The sequence below is a fragment of the Vibrio sp. V01_P9A10T6 genome (assembly GCF_963877065.1).
Lineage (GTDB): Bacteria > Pseudomonadota > Gammaproteobacteria > Enterobacterales > Vibrionaceae > Vibrio > Vibrio anguillarum.
In genome coordinates this window covers 1-22,347 of record NZ_CAWNTB010000168.1, presented here as the reverse complement: position 1 = coordinate 22,347, position 22,347 = coordinate 1, and the positions used below count along the sequence as shown (strand labels likewise).

Sequence of the window (22,347 nt, the reverse complement as noted above, 5' to 3'; positions counted from 1 at the left end):
TCGCTACATCGAGAGAACAAGCACAAAGCGGAGTGTAGAATCCACGCATTAGAATAACCATTTATGCAATAAAGTGTATATTTAGATTGACTTCTCCACGTGGCTAAATCCAATATAAATAAGATTTATTTCTATATGGAAAAGATATGGAGTTTCGCTATCTCAAGTATTTTGTGGCGGTGGCACAAACTCGCCATTTCACACGAGCGGCTGAAGTGTTAGGTATTGCTCAACCACCGTTGAGCCAGCAGATAAAGAAATTGGAGCATGAGCTCGATACGCTGTTATTCAAGCGTTTACCACGTGGGGTAGAGCTGACCGAGGCTGGGCAAATGTTTTATGTTGATGCGGTCACCATCTTAAATGATGTGGATCGAGCGAAGGCGAAAGTAAAACAGCTGGCGCGTGGAGAAAAAAATGAAGTGCGGATGGGCTTTGCGACTTCGGTTGCGATGAATACCCAAATATTATCCCGAGTGCGGGAGATAAGGGACAGTTTTTCAAACGTGAATCTCACCGCGGTTGAGCAAGCGATGCCAGAGTTGGTTGAGCAGTTGAAAGCTAAGCAGTTGGATATAGCATTGGTGCGTTTACCTTGTTATGCCAGTGAGTCTTTAAAGCGGGTGGTTTTATTTGAAGAGCCTTTTGTCGCGGTGATCCCTTTAGGACATCCCTTGGCTGAAAAAGATCGCCTTACTTTAGTTCAGTTAAAAAATGAGCACGTTTTGTTGTTTCCTCGTGAAACGGGGCCAGCATTGCATGATGGTATGAAAGCGCTGTTTGACGATGTGGGCATCCGTGTCGATCAACGTTTTTCGGCTCCACAGTTGAGGTCTATGGTTGCAATGGCTCAAGCGGGATTTGGCGTAGCTGTTGTACCCCAATCACTGGCTGAACATATCGATGATTCTGCCGTGATCACTCCCATCGAGGAGATGCCTTTTAACAGCCAAATTGCGGTGCTTTGGGAAGCCAGTAACTTAAATAAGCATGTGCTTAAGGTGGTGAAGGCATTAAGTCACCCAAAATAACATCCCCAGCATGATGATACTGGGGATAAAGCGTGCCAAAGTGGTAAGGTTAATCACGCTTACTTAGCGAGTTGAATGCAAAAACTCCACTGCTTTATCGGGATAGTCCGTAAATAAACCATCCACTTTGACAGTGTTGTAGAACACATCGAGCATCCCATCAAAGCTGTCGGCATAAGGTGCAATGCGATCGGGCTCTGCGCGGAAAGTATAAGGGTGAACGACTAATCCGGCGGTTTTAGCGGCTTTCATCAATGGCTTGATGATGATGTTTTCTTTGGTTGAAGCGTCGTCAACCAACATAGGTTTCCACGGGCCAATGCCATCGGCGTAGGTGGCGACTTGCTTCATTCCGTTTGCTTCGAACATCCAATCATAGCTGTATGGCTGTGCTTGGTCGCCATCATAGATCATGGTCTCATTCCAATCGGTGTAGGCCATCAATTGAACCAGTTTGAGGTCCATGTTCATTGCTGGAAGCAGTTCATCATTAATGCGTTTTAGCTCGATAGGATCAAAACATTGCAAGTAAACGTTTGACTCTTGACTGTCGTAACCATATTCCTTCAACATTTTCAGTACCGCTTTACTGATGTCTTTCCCTTCATGGCGGTGGAACCAAGGCGCTTTGATTTCTGGATAAATACCAATATCGTAACCGAGCGTTTTGTTCAGCCCTTGGATCAGCTCGATCTCTTCCGCTAAGGTTGGGACGGTGAAGTCTGATTTCCAAAGAGGGAAACGGTTGGGGAAACCAGCGGTTTTATTGCCTTTGTCATCGATATTAAAACCTTCAGTTACGCGCAGGCTTTTGATCTCTGCCAGCGTAAAATCGATGGCGTAATAGCGGCCATCACCACGTGCGCGGTCAGGGAAACGCTCGGCAACGTCAGTGACGCGGTCAAGATAGTGATCGTGCAGAACCACCAATTGGTCATCCTTGGTCATCACGACATCTTGTTCAATAAAATCAGGCTTCATGCCGTAAGCAAGCGCTTTGGCTTCAAGGGTATGTTCAGGCAGATAACCGGAAGCGCCGCGATGGGCTATCACCAATGGTTCTGCTTGAACCCACGCCGAGCTGGCTAAAGTAGCCATGGAAAGTGCGAGTAGTGTCAGTTTCATATTGTTATCCTTAAAAATTCCCCCTGACGTTGCAGGGGGAGAGTTTTGATTCAAAGTGAACAGTGCGTAACGCAAATTCAACACATTTAGGTGTCAGATTTATGATGGCGTTGACGCTTTTTCTTCCGCAAGTCTGTCTTTTTCTTTATGGTGAGCACGCTCGCCAATGTAGGCATACAGCAGACAAAGGATAGAAATACCGCATGAAGCGACTAGGATCATAAAGCCGCCATCCCAACCAAAGTGGTCAACGGTGTAACCCAATACTGCATTTGCCGCTACTGCGCCGCCGAGATAACCAAATAAACCTGTTAAACCTGCTGCGGTACCTGCCGCTTTTTTCGGAGCCAGTTCCAGTGCGTATAAACCAATCAACATTACTGGGCCATAAATTAAGAAACCAATCGCAACAAGAGCCGCCATGTCGATACCTGGGTTACCAGCAGGGTTAAACCAGTAAATGAGTACCGCAAAAGTAACAAGAACCATGAATAAGATGCCCGCAGGTGCACGACGGCCTTTGAATACTTTGTCGGATATCCAACCACACAATAGCGTTCCCGGAATACCTGCCCACTCATACAAGAAGTACGCCCAAGAAGATTTATCAACGGTGAACTCTTTGGCTTCTTTCAAATAAACAGGAGCCCAGTCCAATACGCCATAACGAATGAGATACACAAAAGCGTTGGCAATAGCGATAGACCACAGCAATTTGTTAGAGAAAACGTACTTAAAGAAGATTTCCTTCGCGGTCATCTCATTCTCATGAGATTTATCGTAGTCGTCTGGGTAGTCATCTTTATACTCTTCAATCGGTGGTAAACCACAAGATTGCGGCGTATCGCGCAGTGTCATCCAAATGAAAATGGCAACTAAGGTCGCAAAAAAGGCAGGAACGTAAAATGCGGCGCGCCAATCATCGTTAAATGCCCAAAGACCAAACAAGAAAAGAGGACCAATTAAGCCACCGCCGACGTTGTGGGCTACGTTCCATACAGAAACAATTTCCCCACGTTCTTTACGTGACCACCAGTGAACCATGGTACGGCCACACGCAGGCCAGCCCATACCTTGGAACCAACCGTTTAAGAACAGCAAAATAAACATCGCAGTAATGCTGCCTGTTGCCCACGGCATAAAACCGAAACAGAACATCACTAACGCAGACATTAAAAGGCCTGCACTTAAGAAGTAGCGTGGGTTAGAGCGGTCAGAAACACTCCCCATTAAAAATTTAGATAGGCCATAAGCAATCGATACGGCGGCAAGAGCTACCCCGAGATCACCGCGGCTAAAACCTTGGTCAATCAAATAAGGCATCGCCAAACTAAAGTTCTTACGAACAAGGTAGTAGCCTGCGTAGCCGAAGAAAATACTGATGAATAACTGCCAGCGCAAGCGGCTATAAGTGCTATCGAGCCGCTCAGTAGCGAGCCTCTCGATATGCGCTTGGGGTTTAAAGATACCAAACATAGTTGACCTCATTAATGTAGTGCGATGGTTCTAAAGCTCGAACGATAAAAAATGTTTCATTCGAAAGAGAACGGCATTGTCGTGTGCAACTGAATGTATTTCTGTGACAAATGTTACAAGGGAATTAATTTGCGCATAAAAACAAATGATTAGTTTTCATTTTTTCATGGTTAGTGCCATTAAATTGAGATGTAATTGTTTTCACTTTTGTTCGCGAGATGTTTGTTTTTGGTTGTTTTGTCGTCAATTAAATCGCAGATAAGGAAAGTTGGCAAAAATTGTTAAACCATGAAGTCACTCGAAACTCACTGTGAGTTCAATGATTCATATCCTTTTTGATTGGAAAGAGAGTGGCAAAATAAGCAAATAGTCCAGTATTCATACCCAGATTTGACACTGTCTATTGATAATTCTTGCTAGCTTTGATTGGCAATTCATGTGTTACAGAGTGTCGTTCTGTGGCATTGATGCTAATAATACAAAAAGGAAGAATGATGAATAATTTTAATAAAGTCAGTGTATTGGGTTTGCTTTCATTGAGCGGATTGCTTTCTGCTCATGCACAAGCTCATGGTTGGGTTGAATTTCCGAGCGCGCGGCAAAATACCTGTTACCTAGATGGTGGTTTCTGGAGTAATACGATCCCTAATGCAGCATGCCAAGCGGCTTTTGATCAGTCTGGAGCTTATCCTTTTGTACAACGCAATGAAGTGGCGGCCAATGTGGCAAATTATCGTGACATGGCTCATGTTCAAGCTGTTGTTCGCGACGGCTTGTTGTGCTCCGCAGGTAGCAACGCGAAAGCAGGGTTAGATGTTGCTTCACCTCATTGGCAAAAAACGGCCGTGAATTTAGACGCTAATCAACAAATCGAATTAGTCTTTAATGCTACCGCGCCACATAACCCCTCTTATTGGGAGTTTTATCTCTCTAAACCGACTTATACCGGTGAGGCCCCATTAACTTGGGATGATCTGGATCTTATTGATACCAAAGGTAATATCACCGTGGGGACGGATAAAAAATATCGCATAAAGATTACCCTGCCTGCCGATAGAAGTGGTGATGCAGTGCTTTATACCCGCTGGCAACGTATTGATGCCGCGGGCGAAGGTTTTTATAACTGCAGTGATATTAGTTTTAGCGGTGGTGGATCAAACCCAACGGATCCGACAGACCCATCAGAACCTGCGCAGAATCTCAGCGATCTTGGTGGTTATCTTTCACAAGGTTTTGGTCCTGTTGAATCTGGCGATACGGTTCGTTTGCGTACCTTCGATGCCAATGGCAATGAAACGACCGATATCAGCTTAGCGATTTCAGCCAATAATACAGCAACGTGGCCAGCGGAAATGGCAGGTCAGTTTAACCAAGTAAAAAAAGGGGAGTGGTTTATTGGTATTTGGCACCAAGAAATGAATCACTATATGTACGATAGCCAGAATGTGTATGCTAACCGTGTGTTTGCTCCAAACGCGACTTACAGTTATCAGCTTTCTTTGCTAAAAGAGGAAACGCCACAGCCACCTGCTCCCGATAATGCTTGGAATGCGACTAAAATTTATACGTCCGGTGATGTCGTTATGCACAATCAGCAAACTTGGACCGCGCAGTGGTGGACAAAAAATGAAGAGCCCGGAACTACGGGTGAATGGGGCGTATGGCGATAGTATTAAATAGCTATAGTATCGAGTAGTAAAAAGAGGCCATGGCCTCTTTTTACTCTCTAACTCTGGTTTAGTAATGAACCCTAGTTTAATAATGGCTTATGAGATGAGGTTATTCACACAATTTGCCTTGTTTTGCTGGTTGGGTTAACAAGTAATCACCTTCTAAACTGCGATAGATTATCGCATTCCAAATGCTGCCATCATCCATTTCAAACTCAATGGCATAATTCACCCCGTTAACCACTTGTGAGCGGACATCGATAATGTCTTTTAATTGTGCATTGCTCTCCATTTGTGCTAAAGCGCTCTTCAACGCTTCTTTAGCTTCGTCGGTAATTTCTGTCGCTTGCCAACCTCCCGGCATCAACTCGCTTGCACAGATGGGCGACGGTACGGCATCTGTTTCCGCCACCACGGCGGTGGGCTCTAGAGCCTTAGCACTTTCTGTTTGCGTTTGTTGATCACACCCCGCTAACGCGAGTAAACCAAATAGAGGTAAAAGAAATCGTTTCATTGAGTTGTCCTTTGTTTTTAGAAAAGCAGAAAGGGTTAATCTGAGGAGTTCATATTAACAATTGTGGTGTGAGGAGTCCGTCAAGCTCTGTTAGGTGCGTGATAAATTATGATGATATTTTCTGACAATAAAACGCTATTACTATTTCTTACCAATATTGTCAGTTTTTAACCATAAATAACAAAGCCATTTCAACGTTAGGCTAGGTGTGATGCACATAAAAAACGCATTACATGACTGTGTGTTTTTATGCCTAGAAAAGTGATCAAGGTTGCAGAGTTGTAAGCTGATCGGCGATAAATTTTACAAATTGATTTCCATCAAAAAAGTGTGGTTTTTATGTGCTACTGTGCGCGCAAATAAAAACTATTACCCCGCCCTACAAAAAGGAAATCACAATGAAAAAAACACTTTGCGGCCTTGCCGTGCTTTCTGCTCTTGTTTCTACGAATGTTTTTGCCCACAAAGAAGGTGACTTTATTGTGCGTGCCGGTCTTGCCGCTGTGGTGCCCAATGATAGCAGCGATGGTATTTTAGGCTCAAATGAAGAGCTTGCTGTGGACTCAAACGTTCAGCTTGGCTTAACAATAGGCTATATGATCACCGACAATATTAGCTTTGAAGTGTTAGCGGCTACACCTTTTAGCCATACTATTTCAACCAATCTTTTGAACTTAGGTGACATTGCTGAAACAAAACATCTACCGCCAACTTTTATGTTGCAATACTACTTTGGTGAAGCGTCATCGAAATTCCGTCCTTATGTTGGAGCGGGCATTAACTACACCATGTTCTTCGATGAAGGTTTTAACAGTACGGGAAGTGGTGCAACCTTAACGGATCTCAAACTCAAAGATTCTTGGGGTTTAGCGGCCAATGCTGGTTTTGATTATATGCTCAACGAACAGTGGTTTTTGAATGCATCAGTTTGGTATGCCGATATTGAAACTGAAGCGACTTATAAGTTTGGCGGCATTGAGCAAAAAACCGATGTGACCATTGATCCTTGGGTATTTATGATAGGCGCTGGTTATAAGTTTTAGTGGTAGCAAGGTGATTAATAGAAGGCAGCGAGCGCTGCCTTTTTCAATTTCAAGCAAAAATTATATTGATAGTTATGTGCACTATTAAATGTACATATAATTATCATTTATGTTTATCTTGTTGATATTAAATTTAATTATTATAAGAATTCTTCGAGTTATTTTGGCTATTGTCTTTTTTGTGACCATTTTATTTGACGCTCGTTTTGCACTATTTTTCCGTGCTACTGGCGATGTTGGTTTTCTTGATCCATTTTCAATGAGCGAATCATTCGCAGTCACGTCGCTGGTGGTTGATTGGATGTAAGTCGTCAGCGGATGCTAATAATAACTCTCTAGGATTGAGAAATGAAAAAAGTACAACGTCAAATGAAGTGGCTATTCCTCGCAGCCTCTATCAGCGCAGCACTACCAGTATCAGCCGCGAAAATGGTGCAGGTTGATGATCCAAGTCTACTAGAACAAGCTTTATCCATGCAGGCTCGCAGTATTGTGCCAACACAAAATGGCTTTCAGGTGGTAAAAAGCGTCACTCTACCTAATGGTAAAGTCAAAGTCCGTTACCAGCAGATGTACCATGGTTTACCGGTCTTTAATACGTCAGTCGTAGCAACGCAAACTGAGAAAGGTATCGGCCAAGTTTACGGCATGATGGCGCAGCAAATTGATTCTGATGTGGTAAGTACTTCACCACAAGTTGAACAAAAGCAGGCGGTTAGTATTGCACTTACGCATTACCAACAACAAAACCCATCACTGACGAGTGCGGATCTTGTTACAGAAAACGAGCGTGCTCAATTGATGGTGCGTTTGGACGAAAACCAAATAGCTCAAATGGTTTATTTAGTCGACTTCTTTGTTGCAACCAATGAGCCTGCACGGCCATTTTTCTTTATTGATGCGAACTCTGGTGACGTATTACAAACTTGGGAAGGGTTAAACCATGCAGAGGCGACGGGTACTGGACCTGGTGGAAATCAGAAGACAGGTTTTTATCAGTACGGAACAGATTTCCCAGGGTTAGTGATAAATAAAGTAGGCAACACCTGTAGCATGGTGAATAGCGCTGTAAAAACCGTGGATATGAAGCATGCGACATCGGGTGGTTCAACGTTCAGCTATTCATGTACCGACGCGAGTAATTACAACGATTACAAAGCGATTAATGGCGCTTATTCACCACTTAATGATGCACACTACTTTGGTAAAGTGGTGTTCGATATGTACAAAGATTGGATGAACACCACTCCATTAACCTTCCAGCTAACTATGCGTGTGCATTATGATAGCAACTATGAAAACGCCTTCTGGAACGGATCGTCCATGACCTTTGGTGATGGCCAAAATACATTTTATCCATTAGTGGATATCAACGTCAGCGCGCATGAAGTGAGCCACGGCTTTACCGAGCAGAACTCAGGGCTTGTTTACCAAAATATGTCTGGTGGTATCAATGAAGCGTTCTCTGATATTGCTGGGGAAGCAGCTGAATTTTATATGAAAGGTAGCGTTGACTGGGTGGTCGGGAGCGACATTTTCAAATCTTCCGGTGGCTTACGTTATTTTGATCAACCGTCAAAAGACGGCCGTTCTATCGATCACGCTTCTCAATACTACAATGGATTAAATGTTCACTATTCAAGTGGTGTGTTTAATCGCGCGTATTATTTGCTAGCCAACAAAGCCAATTGGTCGGTTCGTAAAGGTTTTGAAGTGTTCACCGTCGCTAACCAGTTATATTGGACAGCAAACAGTACCTTTGACCAAGGTGGATGTGGCGTCGCAAAAGCGGCACAAGACTTAGGTTATAACAAAGCGGATGTGGTTGATGCCTTTAACCAAGTGGGCGTAAATGCTAGCTGTGGCGTAGTGCCTCCAACGGAGAATGTGCTAGAAAAAGGCAAACCAGTAATAGGGTTACAAGGTACGCGAAGCTCCGAAGCCTTCTATACCTTTACGGTCGCAAGCTCAACCAGCGCTAAAGTTTCGATCAGTTTGGGCTCAGGTGATGCTGATTTGTATGTCAAAGCCGGCAGCAAACCAACCACTTCTTCGTGGGATTGTCGCCCTTACAAATCGGGCAACAATGAACAGTGCACAATTTCTGCAACACCAGGAACCACCTACCATGTGATGCTCAAAGGCTATAGTAACTACAGTGGTGTAACCCTGCGGTTAGATTAATCACTCTACTTTATTTGACTTTCAAGTAGTTAAGGTTATAAAGGGGCAGATCTTCGCCCCTTTTACTCGTTTGGTCATTCCACAATCACGGCCGTTCCACTGACTGATACCATCAGCATACCGTTGGTCTTTCCAAATGTTTCATAATCAAGGTCAACACCGATAACTGCATTTGCGCCTAATTCTTTAGCTCGAGCCTCCAACTCTTCTAGTGCAATCATCCTTGCTTTTTGTAGTTCCTGTTCATAGGTGGCAGATCGTCCACCGACAATATCGCGTATTCCTGCGAAAATATCTTTAAAAATATTGGCACCTAAAATAGCTTCGCCTGCAATTATGCCGCAGTAACGTACGATTTTTTTTCCTTCAATTGTCGGAGTGGTGGTGATGTACATAAAATGTCTCTCCTAGAGATAGGTGTGAATATCGCTCGATGCATGATTGGCTATTTCCAATCTAAAATCCAGAGATTACTATGGGTGAACTTTATGTAAACACAACTCTGGTTGGTGTAATGAAAGTACAACGAAAATTTGATCTCAACCTACTAAGAGTTTTTATTTCAGCCTATCAGACGGAGTCGGTAACCAAAGCGGCCGAGCAATTAGATTTAACTCAATCCGCTGTGAGCAACGCTTTAGCTCGTCTAAAAGAGCAGGTAGGAGGCGATCTCTTTATCCGAACAGGAAGAGGGATTAAACCGACACGTTTTGCTCAAGATTTGTATCAAAGTATCCAATCCCCATTAATGGAAGTGGAATCAATGCTGCAAGGCATCAACCAGTTTGATCCTAAAACATCGACTCGCCGATTTTTAGTCTATTGCCATGAGGCACAAATTCATGTGTTGCGGCAACGATTGGATCAGTCATTGATAGACATGAGTATTGATGTGGTATTGATGGAGCCGCCATCTAATGAAGAGCGTTTGTATGAAGAACTGCAGCTAGAAAAAGTCGATTTAGTGATCGATGTCGAAGCGCCTCAGAGTAAAGTATTTCGATCAACTCTCCTAAAAGAAGATCATTTGTGCTGTGTTGTTCGTAAAGGTCATTCTCGGTTATTCAAGCAAGCTTTAAGCAAGGTCGAATACTTACAAGAAAAACATGTATTGTTGAAAATGCGTCGTTCACAGCTCCCTTTTCTCGATTGGTTTGTGAAAGAAGTGGTGCCTGTGCGGCAGGTATACAGTCAACATTCGTCGTTAATTGGTATGTTAGCGGCTGTCTCTTATAGTGATGCAGTTGCGGTTGTGCCGGTGACGTTTGCACAGCAGTACCAGCACGTCTTTCAATTGAACATTCTTCCGTTTCCCTTTGAAGACCAACTTCTTCACTCACATATGGTTTGGTTGAGTAAAATGAATTTGAATCCAGCTAACCAGTGGTTGAGGCATTTAATTTCCGCACTATCACAATAAAAAAAGCAGCCGAGATTAGGCTGCTTTATCATATTAAGCGTAATTTAAATCAAGGTGTTACAATGCCGAAATTGCTGTCGAACGTGTCAAGGATACTAATAAATTTGTCAAATTTCGTCTGGTCTGAGATGGTGAATTTACCACCTTTTACCGCGTCTGGTAACGATGTTTGGCCGGTTAGTAATTGCACAAAGGTTTCACGTGAGAAGTGTAACGTGATGTCGGCTTGGTCAAATTGGCGATTTTGATAAGTTTTCAATACTGCGTTTGATAGCTTCAATGCATATTGACCATTTGGCGTTTGATCATCATCTTTTACCTTGATATTGATCGTCATATTCATGTCACTAGCAAGATCTGGTTTTACACGAACCGCTAATGATTCTAGTACAGAATATACAGGCATATTGGCAACAATCGCTGTTGCGTCTGGAGTCGGCGCTGGAGTGAAGCCTTGACGCAACTCTTTAGCTCCGATCAAGTAGTAATTACGCCAAGGGCCGGATTCGGCTTGGTAGCCCAGTTGTTCCATGGCATCCGCTTCTAAGTAGCGAGCATCTATATTTTCTGGGTTTGAAAATGTCACGTTGTTTAGCAAAGTGGCAGCCCAGCGGTACTCGCCATTTTTAATCGCTTGTTTAGCGATTTCGATAACCTTATCTTCGCCACCAATGGCTTCAACGTATTTCGCACCTTGTTCTGATGGTGTGAGTGGATTTAAGTTAGCTGGGTTACCGTCCCACCATGCACCGAAATAAAAGTCATAAGTGGCGCGAGCGTTGTGCGACACCGTGCCATAATAGCCACGGTTATACCATGCTTTATCAAGTGATTCTGGCAGAGCGATGGACGCTGAAATTTCGTTAGGTGTGTAACCTTGGTTGGCTAAACGTAGCGTTTGATCGTGAACAAATTTGTACATGTCGCGTGTTTTTTCAAGCTGCTCGGTGATGTTGTTCGTTCCCCAAGTCGGCCAGTGGTGAGAACCAATCATCACATCAGACTTAGCTGCAAACATTTCTAACGACTCATCTACATAAGCCGCCCATGCATTGGCGTCACGAGTTCGCGCGCCGCGTAATGTAGAGATGTTATGAATGGTATGGGTCATCACTTCAGATGCCATTAAGACGCGGTGTTTAGGGAAGTAGAATATAAACTCTGAAGGTGCTTCGGAACCATTTGCCATTTGGAATTCGACTTCAACACCATCAATTTGATGAATTTCACCCGTATCCAAAACTTCCATAGTTTGCTCTACAATGCCTGGTTTACCAGTTGACGTTGTTTTACCCAATCCCCCATCAACTTTACCAGTAGGACCGGCTTCGACCATATTGCCATACATGTAGCTAGCACGGCGGCTCATGGCATTACCCGCTAGCACATTTTCTGAAATTGAATGTTCAAAGAAATCTTTTGGAGCAATAACGGGAACCTTACCGCTTTCAATATCTTTCTTATTCGTGACTCCCCAAATGCCGCCAAAGTGGTCTATATGAGAATGAGTAAATACCACCGCTGAAACTGGTGCATCTTCAACGTGTTGACGTAACAGCTCAATCCCCGCTTTAGCGGTTTCTTCCGACAGCAGAGGGTCTATTACTATCCAACCGTGCTCACCGCGGACAAAGGTCATCACAGACAAATCAAAGCCACGGATTTGGTATATATCCTCTTTAACCTTGAATAAACCATGCTGATTATTGAGTTTAGCCATGCGTTGTAAAGAAGGGTTAATAGTATCAATGTTGTGGTCGGTATTGACAAAATCGAACTTAGTAAAATCCCATACAACATTGCCGTTTTTGTCTTTAATCGTACTTTCTGGCCATGTCGCAATGAAGCCGCGAGTCGCATCTTCAAAATCACGGGTATTGGCAAAGTCCAGGTAGTTTGCTAATTGGGCATTTTTTTCGACAGTAAATTCACTTGCTGATTTAACGTTAGGGCTAGGCACAGTTAATGATAATGAGCTAGTTGATTGTATGTTTGCTCCTGCAGTAGCCAGTGTACTTATTATGGTAAAGGATAGCGGGAGGAGTCGTAGATTCATGATGGCCTCTCTATAGTTAATGTAATATCGGTGCAGAGTCATCATAGTGAAAAACGAGGTATTAAATCATTATAGGAAGCTACTGATCTAATATTTACATTATAAATATCATGGGTCGTTTGGGCTTCGACAAATTCGCCTTGTCTTAAGCATCGAAACACCGATTTGTTGTTATGGCTTGCTATCGATATAACCACAGCACTTTTGTTATATGTAGTGTGAAAATGTCGTTAGATAAATTGATGGACGCAATTGCCGATCAAGGTTGGTACATATGGGATGACTTTTTAACACCAGAGCAAACCAAAAACCTACGAGCATGTACGCCACCGCAGTTACAAGTGGCGCGAATTGGCAGGCACGATGCCTTGCAATTAGAGGTTGAAATACGCAACGATAAAATCCAGTGGATTGAAAACAGCATGGGCCTGCCTGTGCAAGACTATTTGCAACGTATGGAGCAAATTCGCCAAGAGGTTAACCGCCACTTTTTTCTTGGGCTATTTGAATATGAAGCTCATTTTGCCAAATATGAAATAGGAGCATTCTACCAAAAACACCTCGACGCCTTTACAGGCAACGCCAGCCGCAAACTGACGACGGTATTTTATATGAATGATCGGTGGTGTGGTGCTGATGCAGGTGAGTTGGTTATTTACGATGTTGAAGATCAGTATCTCGCGACGGTTGCGCCGATAGCGGGGCGTTTACTGGTCTTTTTATCCGAACGTTTTCCGCATGAAGTACAACCTACCAATGCTGAGCGTTTCAGCATCGCTGGGTGGTTTCGCATTAATGGCGTGACAGGCAACAAGCTCGATATTGCCAGTTAACGCAAAAAAGCTAATAAGTAAGCGTGGCTTGTGTGTTGCCACGCTCTTTTATCAGTCAAATTTGATCAGGGTAAAATGAGGATGTGAGCTTAATGCCTCCATCATCAATAAGGCATTGGTTTCAATTAAGTGTTCACTTTGCTCATTTTTCAACACAATGCACTCTTGTTGGTGTTCATTGCGCAGAGTGTCCATCGCGGTACCTGAATAGGTAAGACCATTTTTTAAGGTGAGCTTGACGGGCAAATGAAACAAACACGCGAGCTCAATGTAATCATATTGACTGCAAGTGACCATTATTCACTCCTATGACGTTACGCGGGCTTATTAAGATACGCGTTTTGCAAAATGTACATGCGCTTTACGTCACGATATTGGCCATTAATAAAGAATTCTTCAACTAAGTGCCCTTCCTCAACAAAGCCGGCTTTTTGGTATAAATGGATGGCTTTTTCGTTTTCCGTCGACACATGCAGGTAGATTTTGTGTAGGTTCAAAATGGTGAAAGAGTAGTCTAAGGCTTTGTTGATCAAGGTTTGTGCAAACCCTTTTCCTTGGTGCTCTGGCGTGATGATGATCTGAAACTCGCCACTGCGGTGAATGTAATCAATTTCAATTAATTCAACGAGACCGATCAGTTCCTTATCTCGGTTCTCAACCACAAACCGACGCTCGGCGTTATCGTGAATGTGCTTGTTGTACAGCTCTTCCAGCTCATCAAAAGATTCATAAGGCTCTTCAAACCAGTAAGACATAATGTTGCGGTTGTTATTGAGATCATGGATAAAGCGTAAGTCACCGCGCTCTAACGCTCTTAATGATAATTGATTATTCATAGCAAACCTTCATTGAACTAAGGCATTCATCTTATGCCGACTTTGTTGCAATACAAGTGGTTAGTCAGCAATTTTTTAAAATGTGTACGCTTACGTCTTGTGATCTGATGCCGCGAGATGAATCAGTTCGGTCAGCTTGTTGATGCTTTCCTGCCATGCCATGTTGTCTTCAAAGTTCGCTACACTGAAACGGATACAGTGTTGGAATTGCCCCTGCGTTGCAAAAAGATGCCCCGGCAGGAGGCTGATTTTGTTTTGCAGGCCACGTTGATAAAGCTCAAAACTATCGATGAATGGCGGAAGTGTCAGCCAGCATAAAAATGAACCTTCAGGTCGGCTTAATTGAAACTGCCCTTGCAGCGACGGGTAGTGATTGAGCGAAGTGGTGAGCAATTTGGCAAAGCGCTGCTGATTCAGTTGGTAAGTGCGGCGCATTTTGGCTAGATGTTGACGGTACTTACCACTTTCGAGAAATTCCGCTACGGCTGATTGGATTAAATTCAAGCTGCCCATATTCTCGCTGAGCAATATCTTTTCTATTTGCGCTTGATACTTTCCAGCGATGATCCAACCGATCCTCAGCCGTGAATCCAAGGTTTTGGAGAGCGAATTGATGTAAATAACGCGGCCTTTGCCATCCAGCATCTTCAAGCAAGGTATCGGCTTTTGAAAATACAGGCCACCAAACACATCATCTTCAATAATTGGTGTATCACCACTGACAGCCAAAAGCTGTTTACGTTTTTCCAGAGGCATTTGTGAACCGGTTGGGTTGTTAAAATTAGGCGTGACGAGAATCGCCTTAATCGGCCATTGAGATAGCGCTTTTTCAAGAGCGCTGATGTTGATGCCTTCGACACTATGGCTGGGGATCTCCACCACTTTTAAGCCTAATGATTCAAGCAACAGCAGCGTGCCAAAATAACAAGGTGACTCAACGGCCACAATGTCTTCGCGCTTGGTTAATGCACGAAATGCGAGGCTGATGGCCTGCTGACCACCATGCGTAATGGCGATTTCTTGTGCTTTGATTTGTAGGCCCAAATCTTGCGATATTTTTAGCAGTTGTTTGACCAAATGGCTATTACCTGGCGGTAGCTGATAGTGGCTAGGAATGTGCGTTTGCTGGCGGCTGTGGCGGCCAATTTCTGCATACAAACTACGAATCGCGGCGCTTTGCGTATTAGGATGCGCTGAACCTGCGGGCATGTGATGTTTCACTGTGGGTTGAACCAAAATTGATTTAGATAAAGAGAGCAGGTCAATGCTATTGGGTTGTGGCAGCGGAATCTCCAAAGGGGTTACAGCACCTTGGACTCGATAGCCTGAACGAGGCTGAGAGTAGACGACATTCATCGCTTCTAACTCTTGATAAGCACGAATAACGGTATTTTTGCTGACAGACAATTGTTCGCATAGCTGGCGAATGGAAGGCATTTTATCGTGTGCGTGGAATAAACCATCGTCGATGGTCTGCTTAAGATGACGTTTTACCTCAGTATATTTAGGTTCAGTATATTTAGGATCCGTGTTTTTAAGCTTACTTTTCATTCTGTACCCACTAAATTATTCAAATCTGTGCCTTTTACGCATAACTGTACCTAAATAAAGTAGCAGCATAGAATCGATTGTGGCTAGGAATTTTGTGATGTTTGTAAGAATGATCCCGTTCTTGTTTGTCGTGCTATGGGCATCTGGTTTCGTTGGCGCAAGGTTTGGCTTAATGTATGCGGAACCTGCCACGCTGCTCACGTTGCGCATGGTGGCGAACGTGGTACTTTTTATTGGCTTGTTGCTACTGCTCAGACGGCGCATTCCCCGTGGTCGCCATTTGTGGCATTCCTGTATAACGGGCGTGTTGATTCATGGTTGCTATTTGGGCGGAACCTACCAAGCGATTTCTTGGGGAATGCCAGCAGGTTTAAGTGCTCTGCTGGTGGGGACGCAACCCATTTTAACTGCGCTGCTGCTGGTTTTTATGAGTACAGAGCGCTTTAATCTGGCGCAGTGGTTAGGGTTAGCTCTTGGGTTTTCTGGGATAAGTCTCGTCTTGATGGGTAACATTGAGTGGCAATCGGAAGTACACAAATGGCCTGCCATTAGTTTGTGTTTGTTATCTCTGCTCGGCATCACGCTCGGCACCTTATATCAGAAAAAATTTTGCCAAGGTGTGGATATGATTGGCAGCGCTACCGTGCAATATGTGGCTGCGTTATGCCTATTTTTACCTTGGGCTTGGAGCTTTGAAACCATGCAAGTGCAATGGACACCGACCTTTATCATGACACTGGTATGGCTGGTTGTGGTGCTGTCATGTGTCTCTATTTTATTGCTGTTGTATATGGTTGAACACGGTGCGGCCTCAAGTGTGGCTTCAGTGTTTTATCTTGTACCGCCAACCACCGCCATTCAAGCATGGCTTGCTTTTGATGAATCACTGGATGGGTTTGGTGTCGCGGGCTTTTGCCTTGCCGTTACGGCTGTTTATCTGGTGGTGAAAAAGCCGAATCTGCTGAGAAAATTGGCGAAACCGGTATTTGAGCGTTCATAAAATTCACCCCTATAAACCGAACTTAGAATGGGGTGCTCTGCTGGTGGTTGGGTAATCAATGGATAATTTCCGACTCCCGGCGGCACCTAATGACTTTGCCAATTTTTTCAGATTGATCTTAAGCGATGCACTCAAAAATGCGCTGCCCTTCCTCTGTTTTCCTAAAAAATTTCACAGTGTCATCTAGTTTTAAACTAAGTGAAACACAACTGTCATATTTGCGTCCTAAAGTGAGTTTCGTTCAATACACAACGGCAATAAAGCCTCTTAAGGATATTTGTGATGAAAAAGACAGTAATCGGTGCAATCGCTCTTTTAGGTGCATTGGCAGTTAACCCAGTTTTTGCAAAAGAAACCATTTCTGCTGTTGGCTCTAGCAGCGTAACGCCATTGATGGAAGTTTTCTCTGAAACATATATGAAGAAAAACGCGGACGTGTTTATTGAGGTTCAAGGCCCAGGTTCTTCTGCCGGTATTAAAGCCGCTAAGAACGGCAGTGCGGATATTGGTATGTCTTCACGTGGCCTAAAAAGCTCAGAAAAAGAAGCATCATTAGTTGAAGAAAAGATCGCGCTTGATGGTATAGCGGTGGTTGTGCATCCAAGCAATAAAGTAAAAGGGTTGAGTGCTGAACAAGTCTCTGCAGTTTACAAAGGCGAAATCACGAATTGGAAAGATGTCGGTGGTGAAGACAAACCTATCGTTGCAATTACTCGCGATACCGCATCAGGGACTCGTGGTGCATTCGAAGAGATTATGAAACTGACAAAAAAAATCTCAGACAAGACGGTATCTGCTATCTCTCAACGAGCTCAAGTAGCTAACGGTAACGGTAGTTTGAAAACTATGGTTGCGTCTAACCCTTATTCCATCGGTTACATCTCTCTTGGCACCGTTGATAACACGGTTCATGCCTTAGCGGTAGACGGTACTGATGCATCGGTAGATAACGTGAAAAATGGTTCATATAAAGTGGCTCGTCCTTTCCTTGTACTGTACAAAAAAGGCCAACCATCCGCTCAAACGCAACAGTTCCTTGATTGGATGCTAACGCCTGAAGCTCAAAAACTCGTTGCAGAACATCACTATATCGCAGTGAACTAATTGACTCTCCCATTCGACTTGAAGTTGCAGCGACGTTGTTTCGTTCAGCCCAATCACATGCTTTATCCATGTGGATGGGAATTCACTGACTTGCTGTTTAGCCGCCACTTCAAGTTGTTTGGGGAAATAACTTTAAAAGTTTGCTTGGCCCATCGTTGGGGCTGAGCCTTTTCTATCCACGTCGATTCCATCGAATAGTGAGATTGATACTATGACCATCGCAACAAATAGTGAAAAGCTTATGAACAACGTTTCTACGCAAGCTTCCAAACGTGCACTTCGTGCTAAAAAGCGTGTGGACTGGAAAGAGCGCATTTTCCACGGGTTGTTTCTTACCAGTGCCATTATTGGCATTGTGTCTCTTGCCATCATTGCCTACTTCATTTTCCGCGAAAGTATTCCCGCATTTCAAGAAGTGGGTATCTCGGGTATCGTCCTTGGACAAGATTGGTTGCCGCCAGCTCTGTATGGTGTGGCAACTATGATTGTCGCTTCTGTGGTTTCAACGTTTGGTGCGGTTATCGTTGGTGTGCCTGTGGGCGTGCTCACCGCTATCTTTATTGCCGAAGTCGCACCAAAACGTGTCGCGAATATCATTCGCCCAGCCGTTGAATTGCTCGCTGGTATTCCTTCCGTGGTCTATGGTTTCTTTGGTCTTGTGATTATTGTTCCTTTGATTCAGGACATTTTCCAAGTTCCTGCGGGCAACACCATTCTAGCGGGTATCATTGTGCTTGGTGTCATGATCTTACCGACGGTGATTACCGTGTCCGAAACTTCTATTCGAGCCGTCCCTCATGCGTACAAAGAAGGTTCTTTGGCATTAGGTGCATCCAGTATTTTTACCATCTTCAAACTGCTTGTACCGGCAGCTCGTTCCGGAATTATGACCGGCGTCATCTTAGGAATTGGGCGTGCGCTCGGTGAAACCATGGCCATTATTATGGTGATGGGCAACGCGCCAGCGATGCCTGAAGGTATTTTAGACTCAGCACGCACGCTGACAGCCAATATTGCGATTGAAATGTCTTACGCAAGTGGTGTTCATGCCAGTGCGCTTTATGCAACAGGCGTTGTGCTATTGGCATTCATCATGATCTTGAATGCCACATTGCTCTATTTAAACCGTGAGAGAGCGAGATAATAGTGATGGATACAGTAAAACTAAAACGTGCCCGCCAGCTAAAAGATAACGTATTGAAAATATCTATTTGGATTGCGGCCGCTGTAACAGTCGGCTTCCTATTTTGGATTATCTGGTACATCCTTTCTAACGGGCTACAACACGTAGATTGGAATTTCGTTACTGACGATTACACCCGTACTGGCAATGAACACGGGATCTTCCCGATGATCATATCGACGATTTATATGGTGATCGCTTCTATTTCGGTGGCCGCCCCGTTGGGTATTATGACGGCGATTTATCTTACCGAATACGCCAAAATCGGTAGCCGCTTGGTGAAAGTGATCCGCTTTTGTACCGAATCTTTGGCGGGGATCCCCTCCATTATCTTTGGTCTATTTGGCATGACCTTCTTTGTGGTGATTCTAGGCTTAGGCTTCTCTATTTTGTCGGGTGCGCTAACGCTCAGCATTTTGATTTTGCCTGTGATCATTCGGACCACAGAAGAAGCGTTGATGGCCGTTCCTCAAACTTATCGCGAAGGTTCTTATGGTCTTGGGGCCTCAAAAATATACACCATTTGGCGTCTGATTTTGCCAAGTGCAATGCCCGGCATTCTCACGTCAATTATTTTGAGTATTGGTCGTGTTATTGGCGAGTCGGCCCCTGTGTTTTTAACCGCAGGGATGGTGGCACGTATTCCTGATTCATTGCTCGATTCAGGCCGCACCCTAACCGTTCACCTTTACAAACTCACAACAGAGCTGTTCACGGTTGAAGAGTGGAATCAAGCCTACGGTACAGCAACCGTGCTGATTGTGGTTGTGCTACTGATCAACATGGTGACGAAGCTAATCGCAAGACGATTTAATACCGCTTCTTATTAAGCAGAGCGTTGGGTGCGATTTACAGAATTTTGAGAGATAACAAGAATGAACAAATTTAATATTGAAAACCTAGACCTTTTTTATGGCGATAACCAAGCGCTAAAATCAATCAACCTGCCTATTCCAACTCGTCAAGTGACAGCGCTGATTGGCCCTTCTGGCTGTGGAAAATCGACTTTATTACGCTGTTTGAACCGAATGAATGACCTTATTGAAGGCGTGACTATCACCGGTAAATTGGCGATGGATGGGCAAGATATTTACGGCAATATTGATGTTGCAGATCTGCGTATCAAAGTGGGAATGGTGTTCCAAAAGCCAAATCCGTTCCCAATGAGTATTTATGAAAACGTGGCGTATGGGTTACGTGCACAAGGGATTAAAGATAAAAAGCACATCGATGAAGTGGTTGAGCGCTCATTGCGCGGCGCGGCGTTGTGGAATGAAGTAAAAGATCGCTTGAAGTCACATGCGTTTGGCCTCTCTGGTGGTCAACAACAGCGTTTGTGCATCGCACGTACGATAGCGATGGAGCCGGATGTGATTTTGATGGATGAACCAACGTCCGCCCTTGACCCGATTGCAACACACAAAATTGAAGAATTGATGGAAGAGCTGAAAAAGAATTACACCATCGTTATTGTCACGCACTCAATGCAGCAAGCGCGTCGTATTTCTGATCGCACGGCGTTTTTCTTAATGGGGGAATTGGTTGAACACAATGATACACAAGTGATTTTCAACAATCCTAAAGATGATAGAACTATGGGATATGTCAATGGCGATTTCGGCTAGTCACTTATTGCAGCGACTAACCTGGAATAATATCGGACTCATTATAACTATAAAGCGATGGTAACTTTGCCCCTCATACAGAGGGGCTTTTTTGTAGAAACTTCATTGCATACATATTCTTATCCGCAATATGTATTAATTGATTAATATTGGCTGAATCTTTAGGAAAAGAGGCAATACCGATACTGGTTGAAAGTTTTGCTCCCACTCCATTACCCACGAAGAAATTCTCTTTAAAACACGCTTTAATGTGGTGTTGCATAATGCTCAGTTCCATCGCATCTACGCTATGGATGATCAGGGCAAACTCATCCCCCCCCATACGAAATACCGAATAATCAAAGGTGGGAATCGAATGTGTTAAGCGAAACGCTACTTGCTGTAATACACTGTCCCCTGCTTTATGACCATTTTGGTCGTTAATGGGCTTAAAGCCATTTAAGTCGAGAAGAAAGAGAGAAAAGGGGTTATTGGCAGAAATTTGATTCAGCTCTTCAAACATAGCAAGGCGGTTAGCAAGTCCAGTTAGAGGGTCAGTTAACGCTAAGGTACGCTGAGCAACCGCTTCTTTATGAAAAATATAGCTAACTAAGCCAATGCAACCCAGCATCAAGAACATCAGCAGAAATTGTACCTGTGTTAGCCTATTTGCTTTTTCTTTTTGCTCGAGATAGATAGGGCTTTGCAGTTGAAAGTTTTGGTTTACATAGCCGATAATCTGGTCGTAAATCAAGCGAGCATGTTTTTCAAATACAGCCAATGACTTTTGATCTTTAACGGCCAGCAATAAGCTTTCTAATATTTTGAAATCATCAAAGTTGTTCTTAAAGAAATGCTGGGAATCCGTTCTACCCATAAAATTATCCGATTCCTTACTCGTTAGAATCAAGTCAAAACGGCTCCAAATCAGCTCATACTGCAGCCAAGTGTGCGCTCTCTTATCCTGTGAATCTAAGTAATAAGGAGTCGAAGCAATCAGCTCAGAATACTCTTTGGTGAGCTGGAATAAATACCAAGTTGCATAGTTACGTTGGTCGGTATAGGAGTTGGCTAAAGAGCGTGTGGTCGAAAGTATATACAAATTAGCGACGATCAAGGCGACTGACAGGACAATCAACAGTGTTTTTGCTCGGTATAGCAAGGGGTGTAAAGTGCTGTATTTTGTAAAATTCATTATTTACCGTGAATCAATAGTTTTTCTAACTGCCACACCATCTGGGTGTAATAAATGTCATTGTCTATTTGTGGATATTTATCTAGATTGTAGATCAGCCAAAATGGCCCCTTGTTTCTTATTTTCATTTCATCGCCATTCATGTGATAAGCAATAATAGGTTCATAGCGAGTTAAGTTTTCAATTGCAATATTAGCGGCGTAATCATTAATGGCCAAAAATGATACAGAAGAAACCTGTCCAACTTGCAAATGATTAATTAAATCAATAACTTTAAAGCCAGTGAAAGTATTTTCTTTTGGTAACCAAGGAAGCTGAGTCGTGAAGGTTTCACGAGGCAGCCTCTCTGCCAATTGTGCAAGAGAATAAGTAACCCGATCTTGGTTTGGGAGGGTAATAGTTAAGCTTGCAGCATGAACAAATAAGCTGAAAAAAATAAGTGGTAAAGCGGTTATCCATCTCATCATAAACTACCTTATTTACTTCTGCTTTTTTCTTAGAGCATAGACTAAAAGTATAAGG

At 43.6% G+C, this 22,347-nt stretch carries 22 protein-coding genes; 12 read left to right on the top strand and 10 right to left on the bottom strand.

The window, feature by feature from the left end; all coding sequences use genetic code 11:
- Positions 1-146 precede the first annotated feature (146 nt).
- Positions 147-1,031 (top strand): LysR family transcriptional regulator, encoded by an 885-nt coding sequence (locus AACQ21_RS12190; protein WP_017045956.1) that lies wholly within the window; start codon positions 147-149, stop codon positions 1,029-1,031.
- A 63-nt stretch (positions 1,032-1,094) separates the two neighbouring features.
- On the opposite strand, the gene glpQ is transcribed toward AACQ21_RS12190, so the two are convergent.
- Positions 1,095-2,156, bottom strand: a complete 1,062-nt coding sequence (gene glpQ / locus AACQ21_RS12185) for a glycerophosphodiester phosphodiesterase (protein WP_026028651.1) — start codon at positions 2,154-2,156, stop codon at positions 1,095-1,097.
- Positions 2,157-2,255: 99 nt separating this feature from the next.
- Positions 2,256-3,632 (bottom strand): glycerol-3-phosphate transporter, encoded by a 1,377-nt coding sequence (gene glpT, locus AACQ21_RS12180; protein ID WP_026029046.1) that lies wholly within the window; start codon positions 3,630-3,632, stop codon positions 2,256-2,258.
- A 467-nt stretch (positions 3,633-4,099) separates the two neighbouring features.
- Between glpT and AACQ21_RS12175 the strand changes: the two genes are divergently transcribed.
- On the top strand, positions 4,100-5,302 hold the full coding sequence (locus tag AACQ21_RS12175; RefSeq protein ID WP_181185554.1) for a lytic polysaccharide monooxygenase: 1,203 nt from the start codon (positions 4,100-4,102) through the stop codon (positions 5,300-5,302).
- 109 nt (positions 5,303-5,411) lie between these two features.
- On the opposite strand, the gene AACQ21_RS12170 is transcribed toward AACQ21_RS12175, so the two are convergent.
- A complete protein-coding gene (locus AACQ21_RS12170; RefSeq protein WP_094125091.1) occupies positions 5,412-5,816 on the bottom strand; it encodes a cystatin domain-containing protein in 405 nt (134 codons plus the stop codon).
- 398 nt (positions 5,817-6,214) lie between these two features.
- Between AACQ21_RS12170 and ompW the strand changes: the two genes are divergently transcribed.
- From ompW to empA, 3 genes are all read left to right on the top strand, one after another.
- Entirely contained in the window at positions 6,215-6,859 is a 645-nt protein-coding gene (ompW, locus tag AACQ21_RS12165; protein WP_047687768.1) for an outer membrane protein OmpW, read from the top strand.
- A gap of 163 nt (positions 6,860-7,022) precedes the next feature.
- Positions 7,023-7,166 (top strand): hypothetical protein, encoded by a 144-nt coding sequence (locus AACQ21_RS12160; protein WP_017045961.1) that lies wholly within the window; start codon positions 7,023-7,025, stop codon positions 7,164-7,166.
- A gap of 41 nt (positions 7,167-7,207) precedes the next feature.
- On the top strand, positions 7,208-9,043 hold the full coding sequence (empA, locus tag AACQ21_RS12155; RefSeq protein ID WP_105977002.1) for a zinc metalloprotease EmpA: 1,836 nt from the start codon (positions 7,208-7,210) through the stop codon (positions 9,041-9,043).
- Positions 9,044-9,117: 74 nt separating this feature from the next.
- On the opposite strand, the gene AACQ21_RS12150 is transcribed toward empA, so the two are convergent.
- The gene (locus AACQ21_RS12150) at positions 9,118-9,438 is read right to left on the bottom strand and encodes a heavy metal-binding domain-containing protein (RefSeq protein WP_105977001.1); all 321 of its coding nucleotides are present in this window, start codon (positions 9,436-9,438) and stop codon (positions 9,118-9,120) included.
- A gap of 119 nt (positions 9,439-9,557) precedes the next feature.
- Here AACQ21_RS12150 and AACQ21_RS12145 point away from each other — a divergent pair, with 119 nt between their 5' ends.
- Positions 9,558-10,463: a LysR family transcriptional regulator gene (locus AACQ21_RS12145; protein WP_249929762.1), complete on the top strand. Its 906-nt coding sequence runs from the start codon at positions 9,558-9,560 to the stop codon at positions 10,461-10,463.
- Between the two features lie 49 nt (positions 10,464-10,512).
- Here AACQ21_RS12145 and AACQ21_RS12140 read toward each other — a convergent pair whose 3' ends face one another.
- Positions 10,513-12,519, bottom strand: a complete 2,007-nt coding sequence (locus AACQ21_RS12140; protein ID WP_105976999.1) for an alkyl/aryl-sulfatase — start codon at positions 12,517-12,519, stop codon at positions 10,513-10,515.
- 224 nt (positions 12,520-12,743) lie between these two features.
- Between AACQ21_RS12140 and AACQ21_RS12135 the strand changes: the two genes are divergently transcribed.
- On the top strand, positions 12,744-13,352 hold the full coding sequence (locus tag AACQ21_RS12135) for a 2OG-Fe(II) oxygenase (RefSeq protein WP_029189973.1): 609 nt from the start codon (positions 12,744-12,746) through the stop codon (positions 13,350-13,352).
- Between the two features lie 51 nt (positions 13,353-13,403).
- Here AACQ21_RS12135 and AACQ21_RS12130 read toward each other — a convergent pair whose 3' ends face one another.
- The 3 genes from AACQ21_RS12130 to AACQ21_RS12120 form a co-directional block, all read right to left on the bottom strand.
- Positions 13,404-13,649, bottom strand: coding sequence for a Rho-binding antiterminator (locus tag AACQ21_RS12130; RefSeq protein ID WP_017045964.1), 246 nt, complete (start codon positions 13,647-13,649; stop codon positions 13,404-13,406).
- A gap of 17 nt (positions 13,650-13,666) precedes the next feature.
- Entirely contained in the window at positions 13,667-14,188 is a 522-nt protein-coding gene (gene speG / locus AACQ21_RS12125) for a spermidine N1-acetyltransferase (RefSeq protein WP_013868118.1), read from the bottom strand.
- A 90-nt stretch (positions 14,189-14,278) separates the two neighbouring features.
- Positions 14,279-15,739: an aminotransferase-like domain-containing protein gene (locus tag AACQ21_RS12120; protein ID WP_105976998.1), complete on the bottom strand. Its 1,461-nt coding sequence runs from the start codon at positions 15,737-15,739 to the stop codon at positions 14,279-14,281.
- Between the two features lie 97 nt (positions 15,740-15,836).
- Here AACQ21_RS12120 and AACQ21_RS12115 point away from each other — a divergent pair, with 97 nt between their 5' ends.
- From AACQ21_RS12115 to pstB, 5 genes are all read left to right on the top strand, one after another.
- Positions 15,837-16,739, top strand: coding sequence for a DMT family transporter (locus AACQ21_RS12115; protein WP_181185553.1), 903 nt, complete (start codon positions 15,837-15,839; stop codon positions 16,737-16,739).
- 282 nt (positions 16,740-17,021) lie between these two features.
- On the top strand, positions 17,022-17,843 hold the full coding sequence (locus AACQ21_RS12110; protein ID WP_105976996.1) for a phosphate ABC transporter substrate-binding protein: 822 nt from the start codon (positions 17,022-17,024) through the stop codon (positions 17,841-17,843).
- Between the two features lie 211 nt (positions 17,844-18,054).
- Entirely contained in the window at positions 18,055-18,987 is a 933-nt protein-coding gene (gene pstC / locus AACQ21_RS12105; RefSeq protein ID WP_017045968.1) for a phosphate ABC transporter permease subunit PstC, read from the top strand.
- 5 nt (positions 18,988-18,992) lie between these two features.
- Positions 18,993-19,856, top strand: coding sequence for a phosphate ABC transporter permease PstA (gene pstA / locus AACQ21_RS12100; protein WP_026027681.1), 864 nt, complete (start codon positions 18,993-18,995; stop codon positions 19,854-19,856).
- Between the two features lie 45 nt (positions 19,857-19,901).
- Complete coding sequence (gene pstB / locus AACQ21_RS12095) at positions 19,902-20,651, top strand: phosphate ABC transporter ATP-binding protein PstB (protein ID WP_013868112.1); 750 nt, start codon at positions 19,902-19,904, stop codon at positions 20,649-20,651.
- Positions 20,652-20,724: 73 nt separating this feature from the next.
- On the opposite strand, the gene AACQ21_RS12090 is transcribed toward pstB, so the two are convergent.
- Both AACQ21_RS12090 and AACQ21_RS12085 read right to left on the bottom strand, forming a co-directional pair.
- Positions 20,725-21,825, bottom strand: coding sequence for a GGDEF domain-containing protein (locus AACQ21_RS12090; RefSeq protein WP_105976995.1), 1,101 nt, complete (start codon positions 21,823-21,825; stop codon positions 20,725-20,727).
- Entirely contained in the window at positions 21,825-22,292 is a 468-nt protein-coding gene (locus AACQ21_RS12085; protein ID WP_105976994.1) for a molybdopterin-dependent oxidoreductase, read from the bottom strand. Before AACQ21_RS12085 ends, AACQ21_RS12090 begins: the two co-directional genes overlap by 1 nt.
- Between the last annotated feature and the right edge of the window lie 55 nt (positions 22,293-22,347).